Origin of the sequence: Algoriphagus sp. 4150, assembly GCF_031457395.1 — a bacterium.
Taxonomy (GTDB): domain Bacteria; phylum Bacteroidota; class Bacteroidia; order Cytophagales; family Cyclobacteriaceae; genus Algoriphagus.
On the sequence record NZ_JAVDWS010000026.1, the window covers coordinates 40,635 to 59,009 of the forward strand.

Consider the following 18,375-nt stretch of genomic DNA (forward strand, 5'->3'; position numbering starts at 1 on the left):
TAAATTTTTATCTTTAGAATCACGGATGAAACCGATATTTATCCATTCAAAAAATCCATCAAGCCCTCAAACCTAAAATTATCAAGAATGAAATCAAGAAGACAATTTATCAAAACCATCGGCGTGGCAAGTGCTACTGCTGTCTTACCTATAACCTCAATCGCTAAAGAAATGGCAAAACAAAAAATGATTCACCAAGTTTATTTTTGGCTTCATGATGAAGCAAATACCCAAGAATTCCTCACAGAAGCTGTCCCAATGCTGGGAAAATGCAAGACTGTAGGCAAATTCATCGCAGGCACTCCTGCAGCCACCGAAGCAAGGGATGTAGTCGATCATAGCTTCCAAGTGGCCTGTACCGCCTTCTTTGATAGCTTAGAAGATCAGTTAGTCTATCAGACAGACCCAACGCATTTGGAATTTATCGAAAAGTATTCCCACATGTGGAAAAAAGTCCAAGTATACGATATTGCTATCTAAGCTGATACCCGCATGAATTAAAACCTGTCAGGTCCGCTCCATCCATATTCGAGGAATCATTCGGTTGGAACTGCTCTTATTGCAAAACCTGACAGGTTTATTAGTACTTTTCACCAGTAATATAAGTCTAAAACCTCACCTAATTCGTAATTAACAACAGCTAAGCCAGGTATTTATGAATAAGTCAAAATGGATTTTCGGTTTGTTGGCAGTATTCATCTGGTCATGCGATCCTAAAGATGACATAATCCCTGACCCGCAATCAGAGCAAGTGAGAAGTGCTATTTTTGATTCCATGGAAGAATGGTACTACTGGAACGACCGGCTTCCTGCCACCATCAATACTTCTGCATACAAAAGCAATGAGGAGCTGTTGGATGCGATTATTTACAAACCTCTGGACCGCTTTTCCTACTTGACTACACAGGATGAATTTAACAATGCATTTGTAGGTAGAAATGCCGGTCATGGTTTCGGTTTTGCTTTCGATGCCACTGAAAGACTTTACCTGACTTTTGTGTATGATGAGTCTCCTGCGGGAAAAGATGGCTGGAAGAGAGGTTGGGAAATCACAGAAATCAACGGAAAAGCAATCTCAGCGTACAAAAATGCTTCCGGAGGATACGACTTTCAACTGGGAACTTCAGATCCCGGAATCACAAATTCTTTTACCTTCAAACTACCGGACGGAACCACCACCACAAGGACGAATGCAAAAGCTGAATACCAGTCAAATTCAGTTTTACACCAGGAAATCATTGATCTCCCCGGTAAAAAAGTAGGCTATTGGGTGTATCAGAGTTTCAAGGCGACTGCGGGACAAACCCCTACCAAGAGCTTGGAGGTAGATGAATCCATGTCGTTTTTTGAAACTGCCGGCATAGATGCATTGATCATCGATCTACGATACAATGGAGGAGGCTCCGTAGCAGTAGCAGAGCAAATCAACAATTACTTGATTCAAGCTTCCCACTCAGACAAGCTGATGTACACCAATAAGCTGAATTCACTGAAAACAGATCAGCAACAAAGCATAAACTTCAAAAAGAAAGGGAATTTAAATCTCGAGAACCTAATCTTCATCACTTCGAGAGGAACGGCCTCAGCATCGGAATTGGTAATCAATTCCCTAAATCCCTATGTCAATATTACGTTGATCGGTGACAATACCTATGGCAAGCCTGTAGGCTCTTTTCCACTCTCCAGCTATAACAGAACACTCCGGGAAAATAATGTGGAGTTAGTGCCTATTACTTTCGCGATCGCCAATTCTGAAGGAAAAGCTGAATACTTCGATGGATTTCCCGCTGACCTTTATGTAGGCGACACTCCGCAGTTCAACTGGGGGGATCAGAAAGACCTACGCTTGGCATCAGCAATTATGGTTATCGAAAACGGCTATGCCGGAGGAAGAATTTCCGATTCTTTCTATAGACCCAAATGGGAAATGATTGATCAGTTCAAGGGGTTGAAGCAAGAGTTTCCGGCTTTCTAATGAAAGAGATTTCCTAAGAGCTACTTTTTCTTGTGTCTTTCGATCAGCACTTCCATCACCTCATCCAGTTCATAGCCTTTTGCCTCCAGCAAAACTAAATAATGGTAAAGTAAGTCCGCTGCCTCACCCATAAACAGCTCCTTGTTGTCATCCTTTGCTTCGATCACGATCTCCACTGCTTCCTCACCTACTTTTTGTGCTACTTTATTGATACCTTTGGCAAAAAGTGAAGCGGTATAAGAGGTATCCGTGGGATTGTTTTTACGGTCCTTGATGATCGCCCGCAGCTGGTCGATAAAACCTGTTTTGGAAGTATTATCCTCTTCAAAACAAGTATCAGCGCCCGTATGACACACAGGCCCCTGGGGATTTGCTTTCACCAAAATAGCATCGCCATCACAGTCCGAAGCCATACTTACCAGCTCCATAAAGTTACCCGAAGTCTCACCTTTGGTCCACAGTCTATTTTTACTACGGCTGTAAAAAGTCACCATCCCGGATTCCTTGGTTTTAGCAACTGCCTCTTCGTTCATGTAGCCCTGCATCAAGACTTTCCCACTTAGCGCATCCTGCACTATTGCCGGTACCAAACCATCCATTTTTTTAAAATCTATGTTCATGTCTTTTTACCCTTTGGGGTTTCCAAAACCCCGAAGGTTTTGATTATTACTTACTATTTTATTTCCCTAATAAGTTCAAAAATCCTTTTAGAAAACTATCACTAATTATTCAATATAGTTATCCTCTTTTCTACCACTAAAGATATTAAAGCATCAAAGGATGTGGTGAACTTTATCATTTAGGCTACTTCGGTCATCCGTCATCGGCCTGCCTCGCCGTGGCGGGTCTTCTAGCCAGTAAACCAAAGAATTATAGCCACTGGCATCATTGCGGATAATCATGTTTTTTAAACCTTCCTAATACTCACCCCTTCATTTCCCAAATACCCTTTCAACTCGGGAATCCCTATTTCCTTAAAGTGGAAAATGCTTGCTGCCAATGCAGCATCCGCTTTGCCAAAGGTAAACACATCTTTGAAATGTGCCATTGTGCCCGCTCCACCAGAGGCAATCACCGGAATGGAGAGTACCGATGAAATCTCCGCAAGCAATTCATTGGAGAAACCTGACTTCGTACCGTCATGGTCCATGGAAGTCAGCAGGATCTCGCCTGCTCCCCGATCACATACCTCCTGAGCCCAAGCCTGAGTTTTCAGCAAAGTTGCTTTTCTTCCCCCATGCGTATGTACAAAATCAATCCCATCCACATTTCTTGTATCAATGGCAACTACAATACACTGAGAACCAAATTCAGCAGCCATTTCATTGATGATCTGTGGATTATGGACAGCAGCCGAATTGATGGAAATCTTATCCGCGCCTGCATTCAGCAGAACTTTCACATCCTCGATGGTAGAAATTCCCCCGCCCACGGTGAAAGGAATGTTGATGGTCTTAGCCACTTTAGTCACCAGCTCGGCCAGTGTCTTACGCTTGTCCACCGTAGCCGTGATATCCAAAAACACCAGTTCGTCAGCTCCTTCGTCAGAGTAGATTTTTGCCAACTCCACCGGATCTCCGGCATCCCGAAGTTCTACAAAGTTTACGCCTTTGACAGTACGGCCTTCTTTGATATCCAGACAGGGAATAATTCTCTTCGTTAGCATTTTATAGTATTCAAAACTTCAAAATTCATTATTCGGCGTTTTTCATTCGAACTTAAAATTTTTGATTTACGAGTTACGATTTACGAGCTCAATTTTAGTGTTTAGCAGTATCCCAATGGTTAACCCTTCAGGATGGTCAGAATTGGAGATGATGATAGAGGTTCAGTTCTATCTCGTAAATCCAAAATCGTAATTCGTAAATACACTAGTAAATCAAACAAACACTGCCAGCTCCTCCAGCGTCACCCTACCCTCATAATACGCTTTCCCTACGATTGTACCATAGACACCGATTTTCTCCAATTCTTCCAGATCTTGGACTGAGGAAACTCCCCCACTGGCGATCAATTTCACACCGGGGATTTCTTCAAGAATCTCCTTGTACAAATCAACAGAAGGCCCTTGTAGCAAACCATCTTTCGCCACATCAGTGCAGATTACATAGCTGATTCCTTTGGCTACATAGTCTTTGATAAAAGGAATCAAGTCAACGGTAGTAGTCTCCTCCCAGCCTCCCACAGCGATTTTTTTATTCTTGGCATCTGCTCCAAGAATAATTTTCTCAGAACCATATTTAATAATCCAGGCTTCAAACAGTGCAGTATTCTTCACAGCAATACTTCCTCCTGTTACCTGTTTGGCTCCCAATTCAAAAGCTTTCTCAATTTCCTCATCCGCTTGGATACCTCCACCAAAATCCACCTGCAAACTTGTACCGGCACTGATCCGCTGCAAAACTTCCGCATTCACAATCTTCTTTGCTTTGGCACCATCGAGATCCACTAAATGTAGACGACGGATCCCCACTCCTTCAAAGCGCTTGGCCATTTCCAAGGGATCGTCATGGTATTCTTTTTTGCTGCTGTAATCGCCCTGACTTAGCCGGACACATTTGCCTCCGATGAGGTCGATAGCTGGGATAATTTGCATTTTTTGAGATATTAGAAGCAAGATTCAAGAATCAAGACTCCATTATTTAAGGTTTGAGGTAATTTTAAAATGGTCTCGACTCCGCTCGACCTGACATAAGCTTTAGTCACCCTGAGCAGCTTGTCTCGCCATGGCGGGAAGTCGAAGTATTTTTACAATATTTTTAAAGAGAAAGAAAGTTCTCCAACAGCTTCTCGCCCACCAACCCGCTTTTCTCAGGATGAGCCTGAATGGCATAGTAATTATCCCGATGGAGAATCGCTGAGAAATCATGGATGTAATGTGTCTGGGCAATCGTCAACTCGCTCAACTCAGCATAGAAGCTATGCACATAGTACACAAATGGCTCAGCGGGTAGATCTTTCAAGAGTGGAGTCTCTGCCAAGTTTTCCAGCTCATTCCAACCCACATGCGGCACCTTGAATTCCATGGAATTTTCCGGTACGAACCGCTTTACTTTCACCGGGAAAATCCCCAAACACGCTGTGTCATTTTCTTCTGAATGCTCACAAAGCAATTGCAATCCCAGACAAACGCCCAAAAACGGCTGCTTGATTTCAGAAATCACCTGATCGAGTTTCCGCTCTTTCAAGTATCTCATCGCAGTGCTTGCCTCTCCCTGACCGGGAAAGATCACTTTATCGGCAGCCCGGATTTTATCCGGATTATCAGTCAGTTCAGCTTCCACTCCCAATCGCTCCAGTGCATAGAGCACCGACTGCACATTGCCAGAATTATATTTTATTACTGCTATTTTCATTCTTCGAAGACCAAAGACGGAAGACAGGAGAGGGAAGTACTATTCTTCGGTCTTCTGTCTTTGATCGTGTTATTTATTATATTTCACCACTGACACATTTACTACTTCCCGCTTCGGTCTTCGGTCTCCCTACTTCCCAACATCTCCTCCAGCACTCTCTCGATCTCGGGAAGCGATTCATAAAGCTGCTCATAACTCTCGATCACAAAGTATTTATCCTGAAAGCGATCTTTCCAGTATTCCTGATTCAAAATCCTTCGCACATCGTAAGCAAGATGGGCAGGTTCATTTGAAAGGCTGAATTTAGTCTCTCCTGCCGAACTTAAGATGCCCGCACCGTATATTTTTAACTCTCCACCCTCTTTTATCAGTCCAAACTCGATCGTAAACCAGTAAATCCTACTCAACAACTGGATCGCCCATGGATTGTCTATATGTTTCAAGGCTATCCCGGAGAGCTTTTCCAGAAAGTCCACATAGGGCTGATTTGTGAGCAGCGGCATATGTGCAAAAGCATCGTGAAACATATCAGGTTCTTCCAGATAATCCAGCTGCTCCATTGTACGCAGCCAAGTGGAAGAAGGAAAACGCCTGTTATTCAACAACCCAAAGAACAAGTCATCATCGATCAGCCCGGGTACTACATGAACTTCCCAGCCGGTGCTTTTTGCCAAAACCTGATTCAACTCTTCAAAGTTGGCGATTTTGTCCGCCGTGAACTTCACCTGCTCCACTCCTTCGAGATAAGCTTTGGAAGCGGCTTTGGGCAGATTCGGCATTTGACGCTCGAAGAGAATCTTCCAGACTTTAAAATCCTCCTCCGTGTACAATTCATACTCCTGCCTTAGCTTTTGGAGTCTTGGGTCACTAAAGACCCAGTTTTTTTGTTTTGCATTCATGCTCATAGTATTTGGGTATATTCTGTATTATTTGCTATTCTGTTTCTGTTGCTCTGTCCCCCACGCCGTGGTTTGTGTCTCCACAAACCACTCAGTTGTCCTGTTTCTCCAGAAGCAGGACTTTCAAACTGCCTGCTGCTTCTGGAGAAGCAGCATAGCTATCAAAGACAGCAAAATAAAAAAGGCCCATTCCACAGGGAATAGGCCTCTATCTATTTTTTTACCAAAAATCCATAGTCATCCTACCCCTTCATCGAAGATGGTGGTAAGAATGATGCACGAAAGTTCTTGGTGTTGGATTCACTTGTGTTTTCTAATTTTAATTATTTTTAGTGGTCAAATGGGATAATCAAACTCATTTCACGTCACTAATTTACGGAATGTAAATTCATAAACAATTTATTTCAAACGGTCATGCCTATTTCCCCTCCAAAAATCATCTATTCTTTACCAAGCTTTCTAAAAGCACATCTCGAATTAGAACTTCACAAGAAACAGTGGCCGGATTTACCTTAGACTCCTGTGATGCAGGAAAATCAGTCAAAGGAGACTAACTTTAAGTTGTGCTCTTTATGTCATGCACTGTGTCCATCATGGTTAAACCAGCCTTTCGGAAAAAAACGGAGCCCCCGAACGCTCGGAGGCTCCTGCAAGCAAAGAGTGAAGATTAAATTTATACCCAAAATTACCATTTCCGCCGAATGATAAAAATCCTCCAGGCAATATTCACCATTTACTCCATTGTGCTTTTTTTCACTGCTCCTGATTTTGGGACTGTTTATAGTCATCCCCGTGAGCATCAGCCCTGCGGGTGGAAAACTGTCTTTTTTATTTATTCGGATTTGGGCTAGAATTTGGTCTTTCGGCTCGGGAATACGCTACGAGTTTCATGGCAGGGAAATCATCCAAAGTTGAGGAGTTAGGTGAGATTTATGTGAGCTGATCAATTCAATAAAGGGTATTACTTCAGATTTTGTCGCAAAACTTATGCAGTGACTTAGAAATGTCGTCGTGTGGTTAGATTTTTTTTTGTGGTGGTATTTTTAGAGCCTGTTATACCCAGACTAGAGCAGATGGATATTATAATTAGCGCCATGTATAAATTAATTCATAACTGGCAATTATACGTACAAATTATCGTATATTAGTTACCTTAATTACAAGTTATGGGAAACAGTAAACCAATAATATTACCAAAGTTACAGTTACTCCTGGATCAGGTCGGTGAGCAAATCAGACTTGCACGGCTTCGCAGGAAACTGAGTGCGGATCAACTGGCAGAAAGGACTGGGATAAGCAGAAGGACTATTTATAGCATAGAAAAAGGTTCATCAAGCGTAAGCATTGGATATTATCTAAATGTGCTCAAAGTCTTAGGACTTGAAAAAGATATCCTGAAATTAGCTAAGGATGATGAGCTGGGTAGAAAGCTACAGGATGCAGGATTGGCAACAAAAAACAGGGCTCCTAAAAGACACTAGTTGTGGCAACAAGAGAAATACATGTATATGCCGATTGGCATCAACTCGGTGCTCCTAAGTTAATGGGAACTCTTATGACCGACCAATCAAAAGGCAAAGAGGTTTTTTCATTTAGCTATGATAAAACATGGCTGGCATCTGGGTTTGCCTTAATCCTTGATCCTGACTTACAATTCTATGATGGCCCTCAATATTTGGCTAGTAGTGAAAAACCCAATTTTGGGATGTTCCTGGATTCATCACCTGATAGATGGGGGAGAATACTAATGCGGAGAAGGGAGGCAGCGGAAGCGAGACTAAATGATAGAAAAGAAAACAAGCTATTTGAAACAGACTTTCTTCTCGGGGTTTATGATGGTCACCGCATGGGAGGACTCAGGTTCAAAACCGATCATAAGGGACCATTCTTAAGTAATAATGAGAGATTGGCCAGCCCGCCATGGACATCTATTCGAGAGCTTGAGCAAATAAGTCTAAGACTGGAAGATGATGATGTAATAGATGATCCTGAATATCTGGACTGGCTAAATATGTTAGTTGCTCCCGGATCTTCTCTGGGAGGAGCAAGACCTAAAGCCAGTGTTCTAGATCCTAATGGGAATTTGTGGATTGCCAAATTCCCCAGTAAAAATGACAATGAGGATATAGGAGCTTGGGAAATGGTAACCCATGAAATGGCGGTAAGTGCCGGTATTGATATGGCGGAGTCTCAAGCCCGCAAATTTTCAAGTGACAGACACACGTTTTTAACTAAAAGGTTTGACAGGGGTAACGACGGTGAGCGCATTCATTTTTCCTCTGCCATGACACAGCTTGGCTATAATGACGGAGAACATGCTGCTGAAGGCGTAAGCTATTTGGAGCTTGTGGATTTTATAAGTACACATGGGGGCCGTGTAAAGAATGATCTTAAGGAACTTTGGAGAAGAATCGTTTTCAGCATATGTGTATCCAATACGGATGACCACCTAAGAAACCATGGCTTCTTACTGACTACTGAAGGTTGGGTTCTTTCTCCAGCCTATGATATCAATCCTGTTGAAACAGGGCGTGGACTGAAACTCAATATTTCCGAAAATGACAACTCTCTAGACCTAGGACTGGCCATGGAGGTTCACGGGTTCTTTAGGTTGAACAAAAGCGAAGCTGAGGAAATAATAAACACAGTCAAAACCTCTGTAAGAAACTGGCGTGATTTGGCCAATCGTCATGGAATCCCAAGAGTTCAACAAGAACTGAAGGCCTTGGCTTTTAGTCAATCCGAGAATTGAATTCTATGAAACTACCCAATCTACATAGTATCAGATAATCGGAAAAATCCCGATTTTATACTCATTTATTAACAACACTGTGATATACTTTTTCTCAATCATACATGAATTTCCACATATATTTCGATAGCAGGCTCTTGGTCACTAGCACATAGCCCTGAGAAAGTCCCTAATTTTCACCAACAATCAAAAAAACGGAGCCCCCGAACGCTCGGAGGCTCCTGCAAGCAAAGAGTGAAGATTAAATTTATACCCAAAATTACCCTTTCCGCCGAATGATAAAAATCCTCCAGGCAATATTCACCATTTACTCCATTGTGCTTTTCTTCACACTGCTCCTGATTTTGGGACTGTTTATAGTAATTCCTGTGAGCATCAGCCCTGCGGGAGGAAAACTGTCTTTTTTGTTTATCCGGATTTGGGCTAGAATTTGGTCTTTCGGTTCGGGAATACGCTACGAGTTTCACGGCAGGGAAATCATTGACCGCGACGAGCCATACATCTATATTTTCAACCATCGTTCATTTTTGGATGCGGCGATAATCCCCCTTGCTATCCCCCAGCAAGTAAGAGCATTGGGGAAGAAGGAATTGTCCAAAATTCCATTCTTTGGCTGGGTGGTGGGCAAAGTAGCCATCTGGGTGGACAGAACAGATGCCGAATCCAGAAGGAAAAGCATAGCTCGATTGGTCACTTTTCTTAATAAGGGGATCTCTGCCGTAGTGGCTCCGGAAGGCACACGAAATGACAGTGAAGCCACTCTTTTACCATTTAAGTATGGCGCATTTCGTCTTTCGGTAGAAACGGGTATTCCTATCCTTCCCATTGCAGTGATCGACGCAAATAAAATCATGCGAAAAGGATCGCTTTTGATCAGACCCGGTAAGGTGAAAATCTACTATTCCAAACCCATTTATCCTCCTGCACCTTCCGAAACTGCTGTCGACGAACTCTCCGGGAAATGCCGATCAAGACTGGAAGCCATGCTTCTCACACATGAGTAATTTCTGATACTTTTTCCTCCTCACTAAATACATCGCGGGTTAGGTCCTCGAAAATCACATAAATCACCATAAAGCTTACCGGCAGTGACACGCAAATCCACAATGCGAATATCACTCCTCCACTTGGGAACAGAAATGGCAAGCCCGCCGGAACAACATTCACCAACACTAAAATCACTGCCAGCACAAAGAATTGCCAAAAATTACGGGAGACCAGCTTTCTGCTATATTCAAGGGAGTTCCAAAAATTGAAGCCTCCAAAAATCCCGAACAACACCGCAAACATATAGGAAACTGCCAGATAAACCCCGGGAACAATAAACAGAATAAGTCCGAGTGAAACCAAAACCTGACCTATAAGCCAGATACTAAACATAAGCATCCAGTAGTTAAACCCCATAAAATAATCCCCATAAGTGACTTTCTCTCCTCCACTCATCTTATTTGCCACCAAGAAAAACCCTGTATAAAGTGGTGGGGCAAGGACAAGACTGTACACGAGTGTGAATTGGGGAGCGTAGAGCACAACCATGCCCTGAAGCGAGAGCAATAGGAGCATGAATGAGAAATTCATCAACGCTTGGCTCTTATACATTTCCCAAGCTCTTGAAAAGACTGCTTTAAGATCAAACTCAATATCGGCTGATGCAATCAGACTATCTAATTTTTTATTCTGCATGGAGGGATAGCCTACTTGGTGAAAGCCTCCAATATATCATGCTTGGTGATGATGTGGATTTGATTCTGCACATCACGTACAAGCACCGCTTTTTCTTTTTCCACCATAGAGGAAAGCACATCCAGTGTACTATCCAATGCTACAAAATGCATGGAATCCTCCATTACATCAGCTACTGAAGCATCCTTCAAGGATGGATTATCGATAATTCTGGCAAGCAATTTATTGTCTGTCAAACTACCTACTACTTCCCCATTCTCCATCACGGGAATCTGGGACACACTGGTTTTGTTCATCAAACCAATCGCTTCTCGAACGGAATCTGTTTTCAACGAAGAAACCAGAGTATAAGCGCCGTTCCGCTGCGCTATGATATCTCTGGCAGTGGAGAAAGTCCTGTCTTCCAAGAAACCGTGATTTCTCATCCACTCATCGTTGTACACTTTGCCCAGATAGCGGGTACCGTGATCAGGAAGAATAATCACCAGCTGATCCCCTTCTTTCAAATTATCCTTTGCCCACTCCAAAGCTCCATGCACAGCCGATCCACAGGACCAACCTACAAATAAGCCTTCTTCCCTAGCCAATCGTCGGGTCATGACCGCAGAATCTTTATCCGTCACTTTGATAAAATGGTCTATCATATCGAAGTTCACATTCTTTGGGAGAATGTCCTCGCCAATGCCTTCAGTCAGGTAGGGATAAACCTCCTTCTCATCAAATATGCCTGTTTCCTTGTACTTCTTGAATACGGAACCGTAGGTATCAATGCCGACGGTTACAATATTGGGATTTTGTTCCTTGAGGTATTGGGCTGTTCCACACATGGAGCCTCCTGTCCCTACACCTGCTGCATAGTGGGTGATTTTCCCGTCGGTATCCTTCCATATCTCAGGTCCGGTCGTCTCGTAGTGAGCGGCGGTATTGGACAGGTTATCGTATTGATTTGGGTAAAAGGAATTCGGAATATCCTGATTTAATTTCCTTGCAATGGAATAATAGGACCGAGGATCTTCCGGCGAGACATTTGTCGGACAGACGATCACTTCAGCTCCTACAGCTTTTAAAATATCGATTTTCTCTTTGGACTGCTTATCCGCCATGGTGAAAATACACTTGTAGCCTTTTGCCACTGCTGCCAGCGCCAAGCCCATTCCCGTATTCCCACTTGTTCCTTCTATGATGGTTCCTCCCGGTTTTAGCAAACCTGCTTTCTCAGCATCTTCCACCATTTTGATCGCCATACGATCCTTCATGGAATTACCCGGGTTGAAGTATTCCACCTTCACCAAAACTTCCCCTTTAATGTGCTTGGCAAGCTTATTCAGACGGATCATCGGTGTATTTCCGATAGTATCGATTATTGAGTTGTAGATCATAGCCTGTTAGATTTGGTAACTTAAACCTGAAATACGCATTAGAAAATCTACTCCGGCTTCAATCTGCTTCAAAATCAGCCGCACTTTTCTCCCGATAGCCATCGGGGTCCAAAGTGACTGATTTTCTTGCTCTTTGAAACCTTCCCGAAAAGAATCGGGACATGCTTCTACGAATCCTAATGCGTAATCCAGGTTAAAATTACAGGAATTTTCTTGCTGAATCGATTCCTAGAAAGTTAAAACAGAATAAAATTCGGCTTATCACAACTGGGACTGAGGACTGAACACTGCAAACCGCGACTGAATACTGTCAACTAGGACTCACTTTTCAGGTTTATTCACTACCGCCGTTCGTGCCTGCCCTCCGGTAGGTGGGTCATCACGACCGGCATCTTCAATTTCTTATTTCCATGAGTGAGGCTCTTATGGAGTCTTTAAATTGAATCCAGCTTCCGGAGAAGCAGGATAACGGACTATAGAATAGAAGATCCAGCTTCTGGAGAAGCGGGATAACATAGAGTAACAGGAAATTGAATTGGAGATTGCTTCTTCTCTCGTACCTCGTTCATCGCAATGACGCAGCAAAAGAGGGGGCTTTTCCTACGGAGGCAGGTACTCAGCATACACATTACCACTAAACTGTGCCCTCTGCGTAAAAGCTCCGTGCACTTTGTGGTTCAAAAAAACATCACCTTCTATTACACCTCCTTAAATTCCAACCGCTTCAATACATCCAGCGTCACATGCATCAAAATAGCCGCAACAAAAAACATCCCAAAGGTACCTCCAAAAAGCGCCCAGACGAATTGCTTAGAAGCTATAAAAGCGAGAATACTGAATGCCAAAGAAGGAATAAAACCAAACAGCACTATTCCACCTATCATAAATGGCTTAATCAGCTTCCTATCCCAACCCTCGTCCAAAGATATCTGCGGAATTATATTGATCCCAAAACCAACCAAATACACTTCTATTGTTGCGAATAGAAATAGTGGAATGATATACCAATTTAATCCTGCGATCAAGACAGAAGGTATAATCAGTGCTAAGCAAAACAAGGCAATCTGCAAAATATCCAACTTAATCATATTCCAAAATTTGGATGCCCAGGAAGCAGGAACCAATATGAAAAAGGGCTTTTTCAGGTCACCTACATTGGCTCTTCCTATTCCGGCAAAAAAATAGATAAACAACATCATGAATAAATACACATACAGGAAATTATGTGAAAACCATTCGAATAAAGAAAGTACTGCCAGCACTATTCCTATCCCGACCATAATCAGAGAATACAACCCAAAAAGCGGATGGAAATCCTGACGGGAGCTATGTACATAGTTTCTCCAGTAAAATGCCTTTGCTCCTGTTCCAAAATCAGGAAGCGCAAGTTTCTTTTTGGTGTTGAGGCTGTAAGAACTCTCTCCGACTTGTTTTTTCCCTTTTACTTTTTCAAGCTTTTCTTCATTCGACTTGGTTGCCTCCAGCACATCCTCGTAATAATATCCTGCAAACTGGATGACGAGTTTTAAAATAACAAAGTAGGCGATGCCATAAAGGACTATAAATCCAATCGACAAAATCGCATTCTCATGAGCTAGATAACTTGCGATCCCACGACTCCACCCCACAATCGGAAAGAAATCAAACCATGGAGAACCAATCCATGCAAACATCCCCTGCCAAAACTTCTCCGCCAGCATACCCGGAACAACAATCATCCCTGAGAGAATTATCGCCAATGCGATCACTCCCGTACGGATATACTCCATCACATCGTACTTGGTATTCAGCGTGTAAACCAGGAATTTGATGGGAGAAACAATAAAAAAGAAAAGTGCTACCGCCAAGATCAGGAAAATGAAATTCGCAACATTCAAATCATATGTATCGATAGCTTGACTCGATGCATACCCCACAAAAATGATCGCTCCGCCTAAGGAAGGCAAAATTGATCTACCCATGTAGTAAATGAGGATATTCTCCGGCTTTACGGGTGAGGTAAAAAGCAGGTTTACATCAGCCATTTTGAAAAAACTGACATTGTTTTTAGTAGCTCTGAAGAGTTGGTAAATCAGAAAGGCTAGAGCCAGAACTGTCACCCCCCCAATGATATTTTGCATCGCAAAATTCACTTCCGGAATGCTATTCATGTCCAGTTCAGGCATTTCTTGAGTCTGCATATCCTCCCCTCTATTTCTGAGACGGAGGTAATACATAAAGAAGATATACCCCGCAATCCCCGCGTACGGTAAGAGTCGAAGCGGATTTCTGAGTATTAGCTTGAGATTATTGATCAGGATGAGAATATCCTTCCTGAGTAGCAGTAGGATTTCATTCATCTTTGGTCATTTCTAAAAACAAGTCTTCCAGAGTAGTTCCTTCTTCCTGTACAAACTGCTGTTTAAGATTTGATATGGTGTCATTTCCTACTATGCTGCCGTTTTTCAGAATCATCACCCTATCTGCGATAGACTCCACACTGTCGATCAAGTGTGTACTGACCAAGATTGTCTTCCCGGCTTCTTTTAACTCTCTAAAAATCTTTTTTGTGTTTTTGATTGCCTTAGGATCCAAACCAATCATCGGTTCGTCAAAGAACAACACCTGGGGATCCGGAAGAAGCGCACAGCAAATAGACACCTTTTGGCGCATGCCTTTGGACAAGTCCCGTCCTAGTTTGTCTCTTTTGTCTGCCAACTCAAACAACTCCAAATACTCGTCGGCTTTTTCTCTCCACTCTTTCACTCCATACGCTTGCGCCACAAACTGCATGTGTTCATGAACGGTGAGTAGGTCATAGACATAAGGCGTCTCGGGGATATAGCTAAATAGGCGCTTCGCTTCCACACTTAAATGATCGTATCCTCCCAGGGTAATTTCCCCGGAGGTTTTGCGCAGTAGGCCAACAATACATTTCATCGTGGTACTTTTCCCCGCACCATTTGGCCCCAGTAATCCTACTACTTCCCCACCTTGAAGTTCAAAGGAGATATCATTGACAGCATTCTGCTTGTCATAGGTTTTTACCAGATTGGTTACGCTTAGCATAAAAGTGAGTTTGAGATTTAACGGTAAAACAATTTCAAATTTGAAACATCAAATCTCAAATTATTTCACCCTTTTGTTCCTGCAAGTAAATAGAGTACAGCCATTCTTACCGCAACTCCGTTTTGTACCTGCTCCAGAATGATCGAATGATCCGAATCAGCCACATCTGAGCTCAGTTCCACTCCTCTATTGATGGGACCGGGATGCATGATGACGATTTCCTTATCCAGCTGACTCAGCAGCTTCTTATTGATGCCGTAATAAAGTGAATATTCTCTTAGACTCGGAAAATACTTGATCTGCTGCCGTTCGAGTTGGATTCTAAGGACGTTTGCCACATCGCACCATTGCAGTGCTTTTTTCACATCCAGTTCTACTTTCACTCCGAGACTTGCTATATACTTTGGCAGCAGGGTAATCGGTCCGCAGACCATCACTTCTGCACCAAGTTTCTGAAGGCAAAAAATATTGGAAAGGGCTACCCTCGAATGCAGAATATCACCTATGATTGCGACTTTTTTTCCTGCCACATCTCCCAGTTTTTCTTTGATGGAAAAGGAATCCAGCAAAGCCTGTGTAGGATGCTCGTGTGTCCCATCCCCTGCATTGACGATGTTCGCTTTTACATTTCTGGCAAGGAAATGCGGTGCTCCGGGGCTGGAATGTCTCATGACCACCATATCCACTTTCATGGAAAGTATATTGTTCACAGTGTCCACCAGTGTCTCCCCTTTCTTCACCGAACTATTGGCAGAGGAAAAATTCACTACATCGGCAGAAAGTCTTTTTTCAGCCAATTCGAAAGAGAGTCTGGTTCGGGTAGAATTCTCGAAAAAGACATTTGCAATGGTGATATCACGCAGAGAAGGTACTTTTTTGATCGGGCGATTGATTACTTCTTTGAAATTTGTCGCCGTGTCAAGAATAAGCTGAAGATCATCCTCTGTAAGGTTTTTGATTCCAAGTAGGTGTTTCGTACTGAGTTGCGACATGGTTAAGGGTTAACTTTCTCTGTGATCCAAATTGCGTCTTTTTCATTTCCCTGATCGGCCCATTCCACCAGCACATGTTGGCTTTCCAAGGTATGCACGCGAACGCCGTAATAATCAGGCATAATAGGATAATCTCTTGTGAGTTTGCGGTCTACCAGCACCATGAGTTCTACTTTTTGCGGTCTGCCAAAAGCAATCATAGCATCCATAGCGGCGCGAACAGACCTGCCTTTGTACAGCACATCATCGACCAAGATTACTTTCTTGCCTTCGACCAGAAAATTGATTTTGGTCTCATTTGCCTTGAGGGGTAAGTCTCTTCTCCGAAAATCATCTCTGTGAAAAGTAGCATCGAGGTATCCTGAAGGAACCTTCACTCCTGAAATTTCTTCCAGAAGTTTGACTATTTTGTCCAATAGAATCGGTCCTCTAGGCTGTAAACCCAAAAGTACGGTATTGTCAAAATCATCGTGATTTTCGATCAGTTGATGACAGAATCGTCTGAGTATGATCTCAATCTGTTCTTCGTCTAAGACTAGCCTTTTTTGCATGGGGTAGATTTGCGGGTAAATATAAAAATAAAATCTAGTCCGGGAGTTGTTCGGGCTGATACATATCCCCATCCACCACTATTTTGGTAAGAAAATAAGCCTCTCTGCTCTGGTCAGTGCCTGCTTCATTCAGGTATCGAATACGCTGTGTCCCCGACAGCAAGTAGTACCTATCGTACCAATGTATCAATCTCAAACTCTCCTGATTAGTATCTCGGATACGCTCATTTTCATTGATCAATTTCGGCTCGAATTCCAGGTTTTCGAAAATTTTCTCTCCATTCCTAAAAAAACTCAGCTTTATGGCTTGATTTTCCACAAACATGTGATACATATCCTCTCCCACCACTGCCACTTCCCCAAATGCCTCGGGAAAGCCCGTCACCAAGTCATTATACGAAATTGCATTGTCCCACAGGACTAGGCCCGTCTTGGCTACTTTCGCAAAATGTGCGGAAACATACCGGTATTCCGGCACTGTCTGGTAATTGCCTGTCATAGGAAATCGATTAGCCAGATAGGGATCATTAATGGTAGGAATACCCATTCTGTTCCATCTATCGTAGCGATAGCCCATAGGTGAATACATCCCGTTTTGAAATCTTGATCGACCGGTATTTACGGTGTATTGATCAAAGTAAACGTAGTAAGCAGCCGGTGTTTGCTGTACAGTACGTATGGAAAACACACTATTTATAGCAGGGATTTTCTCCCGATCCAGTTCTTTTTGGAGTTCCGCATCTTTTTTTGCTTTTGACTTTTCATTCAGGTAATTGTAGAAATTCGGAAAATCTTCGAGCGTGTACAGCTTAAAGTCAAATTCTCCAAATTCATTGATATCCATAATGTACATGCCCTGATACGTATTTCTCCGCTCCAGCCCAAAAGCACCTATCATGGCTTCCTGATAATTGCCCGTGGAGAGAAGAATGCCATCCATGATTTCCTGCCCCCTATCTCCAAACTGATCAACTTTCACCTCTTGAATGACATTTCCAATCATATCATAGGTATTGATAAGTATGTCACGACTCCTATGTGCCCCCTTCCTACTCAATACTATTCCCAGCGATTGGGTTTCAGGCATTTTCCGAATTTGAAGGATTTGTGTGTCATTTCCATAAATACCCTGAAATGTATGGACACTTTTACTTAACAAGTCATGGACCTGCAGAACCGGTCTTCTGTCGGTAGTACCCATGAAAATTGCCTTTTGATCCTGAACCAAAAACTCCACCAACTCCATGTTCAGTACATTGTCGACTATAAATTCCAACCCTTGTTTGGTCTCCAAATCCACCTGAAATACGTACTTGGCCGAATTCATAGCGGATCCTTTTGTGAAAAGCACAAACAGGTGATTCTTGTCCGTATCATAGCCCAACATATCATATCCCTCCTTCACGGGAAACTCTATCAGACCATCTGCTGAATTAAGAGAAGAGTCCGAGATAAAATATTGAAAATTACGTTTCAAATTCAGCCCTTTTTCAGGCAAAGTCCTAAAGGAAATCAAGCCTAATTCTGAGTTAATCATTTCAAACAATGGATCATTCAACCCTGAAGCCACTTCGTAGCGCTCAATAAACCGAAGCTGTGCGAATACCTGCAACCCGAGGATAAAAAGAAATAAAAGTAAAACTGATTTTTTCATATGTTTATAATTTTTCTGTCACTTCATTTTTATATTTTTAGGTAAGGGTAAGAAAACGCTAAGAAGTTAAATTTTCATATTCATGC

Annotated in this window: 17 protein-coding genes; 5 read left to right on the forward strand and 12 right to left on the reverse strand. The window is 42.7% G+C overall.

The genetic code is table 11. The features are described 5' to 3' along the window. The first annotated feature begins 87 nt into the window (after nt 1-87). On the forward strand, nt 88-480 hold the full coding sequence (locus J2X69_RS22065) for a Dabb family protein (protein WP_310108209.1): 393 nt from the start codon (nt 88-90) through the stop codon (nt 478-480). Nucleotides 481-655: 175 nt separating this feature from the next. Continuing rightward, on the forward strand, nt 656-1,975 hold the full coding sequence (locus J2X69_RS22070) for a S41 family peptidase (protein WP_310108210.1): 1,320 nt from the start codon (nt 656-658) through the stop codon (nt 1,973-1,975). A 20-nt stretch (nt 1,976-1,995) separates the two neighbouring features. Here the strand turns inward: J2X69_RS22070 and hisIE are convergent, their stop codons facing one another. The 5 genes from hisIE to J2X69_RS22095 form a co-directional block, all read right to left on the reverse strand. After that, complete coding sequence (gene hisIE, locus J2X69_RS22075) at nt 1,996-2,595, reverse strand: bifunctional phosphoribosyl-AMP cyclohydrolase/phosphoribosyl-ATP diphosphatase HisIE (RefSeq protein ID WP_310108211.1); 600 nt, start codon at nt 2,593-2,595, stop codon at nt 1,996-1,998. A gap of 287 nt (nt 2,596-2,882) precedes the next feature. Continuing rightward, on the reverse strand, nt 2,883-3,641 hold the full coding sequence (gene hisF / locus J2X69_RS22080; protein WP_310108213.1) for an imidazole glycerol phosphate synthase subunit HisF: 759 nt from the start codon (nt 3,639-3,641) through the stop codon (nt 2,883-2,885). A gap of 213 nt (nt 3,642-3,854) precedes the next feature. Next, nucleotides 3,855-4,571 (reverse strand): 1-(5-phosphoribosyl)-5-[(5-phosphoribosylamino)methylideneamino]imidazole-4-carboxamide isomerase, encoded by a 717-nt coding sequence (gene hisA, locus J2X69_RS22085; RefSeq protein ID WP_310108215.1) that lies wholly within the window; start codon nt 4,569-4,571, stop codon nt 3,855-3,857. A 163-nt stretch (nt 4,572-4,734) separates the two neighbouring features. Beyond that, the gene (gene hisH, locus J2X69_RS22090) at nt 4,735-5,331 is read right to left on the reverse strand and encodes an imidazole glycerol phosphate synthase subunit HisH (protein WP_310108216.1); all 597 of its coding nucleotides are present in this window, start codon (nt 5,329-5,331) and stop codon (nt 4,735-4,737) included. Nucleotides 5,332-5,432: 101 nt separating this feature from the next. Then, nucleotides 5,433-6,230, reverse strand: a complete 798-nt coding sequence (locus J2X69_RS22095) for a phenylalanine 4-monooxygenase (protein ID WP_310108218.1) — start codon at nt 6,228-6,230, stop codon at nt 5,433-5,435. Between the two features lie 1,166 nt (nt 6,231-7,396). Here J2X69_RS22095 and J2X69_RS22100 point away from each other — a divergent pair. From J2X69_RS22100 to J2X69_RS22110, 3 genes are all read left to right on the forward strand, one after another. Beyond that, nucleotides 7,397-7,711 (forward strand): helix-turn-helix transcriptional regulator, encoded by a 315-nt coding sequence (locus J2X69_RS22100; protein ID WP_310108220.1) that lies wholly within the window; start codon nt 7,397-7,399, stop codon nt 7,709-7,711. A gap of 2 nt (nt 7,712-7,713) precedes the next feature. Further along, entirely contained in the window at nt 7,714-8,982 is a 1,269-nt protein-coding gene (locus J2X69_RS22105) for a HipA domain-containing protein (RefSeq protein ID WP_310108222.1), read from the forward strand. A 275-nt stretch (nt 8,983-9,257) separates the two neighbouring features. Continuing rightward, the gene (locus J2X69_RS22110) at nt 9,258-9,986 is read left to right on the forward strand and encodes a lysophospholipid acyltransferase family protein (RefSeq protein WP_310108224.1); all 729 of its coding nucleotides are present in this window, start codon (nt 9,258-9,260) and stop codon (nt 9,984-9,986) included. On the opposite strand, the gene J2X69_RS22115 is transcribed toward J2X69_RS22110, so the two are convergent. The 7 genes from J2X69_RS22115 to J2X69_RS22145 form a co-directional block, all read right to left on the reverse strand. Continuing rightward, a complete protein-coding gene (locus J2X69_RS22115; protein WP_310108226.1) occupies nt 9,973-10,665 on the reverse strand; it encodes a hypothetical protein in 693 nt (230 codons plus the stop codon). The two genes, J2X69_RS22110 and J2X69_RS22115, sit on opposite strands and share 14 nt — an antisense overlap. Nucleotides 10,666-10,676: 11 nt before the next feature. Next, nucleotides 10,677-12,044 (reverse strand): pyridoxal-phosphate dependent enzyme, encoded by a 1,368-nt coding sequence (locus tag J2X69_RS22120; RefSeq protein WP_310108228.1) that lies wholly within the window; start codon nt 12,042-12,044, stop codon nt 10,677-10,679. 698 nt (nt 12,045-12,742) lie between these two features. Continuing rightward, complete coding sequence (locus tag J2X69_RS22125; RefSeq protein ID WP_310108230.1) at nt 12,743-14,383, reverse strand: putative ABC exporter domain-containing protein; 1,641 nt, start codon at nt 14,381-14,383, stop codon at nt 12,743-12,745. After that, a complete protein-coding gene (locus J2X69_RS22130) occupies nt 14,376-15,092 on the reverse strand; it encodes an ABC transporter ATP-binding protein (protein ID WP_310108232.1) in 717 nt (238 codons plus the stop codon). Before J2X69_RS22130 ends, J2X69_RS22125 begins: the two co-directional genes overlap by 8 nt. A gap of 65 nt (nt 15,093-15,157) precedes the next feature. Further along, entirely contained in the window at nt 15,158-16,084 is a 927-nt protein-coding gene (locus J2X69_RS22135; protein WP_310108234.1) for an aspartate carbamoyltransferase catalytic subunit, read from the reverse strand. 2 nt (nt 16,085-16,086) lie between these two features. Next, nucleotides 16,087-16,635: a bifunctional pyr operon transcriptional regulator/uracil phosphoribosyltransferase PyrR gene (pyrR, locus tag J2X69_RS22140; RefSeq protein WP_310108236.1), complete on the reverse strand. Its 549-nt coding sequence runs from the start codon at nt 16,633-16,635 to the stop codon at nt 16,087-16,089. Nucleotides 16,636-16,669: 34 nt separating this feature from the next. After that, nucleotides 16,670-18,289, reverse strand: a complete 1,620-nt coding sequence (locus J2X69_RS22145; RefSeq protein ID WP_310108238.1) for a transcriptional regulator — start codon at nt 18,287-18,289, stop codon at nt 16,670-16,672. Between the last annotated feature and the right edge of the window lie 86 nt (nt 18,290-18,375).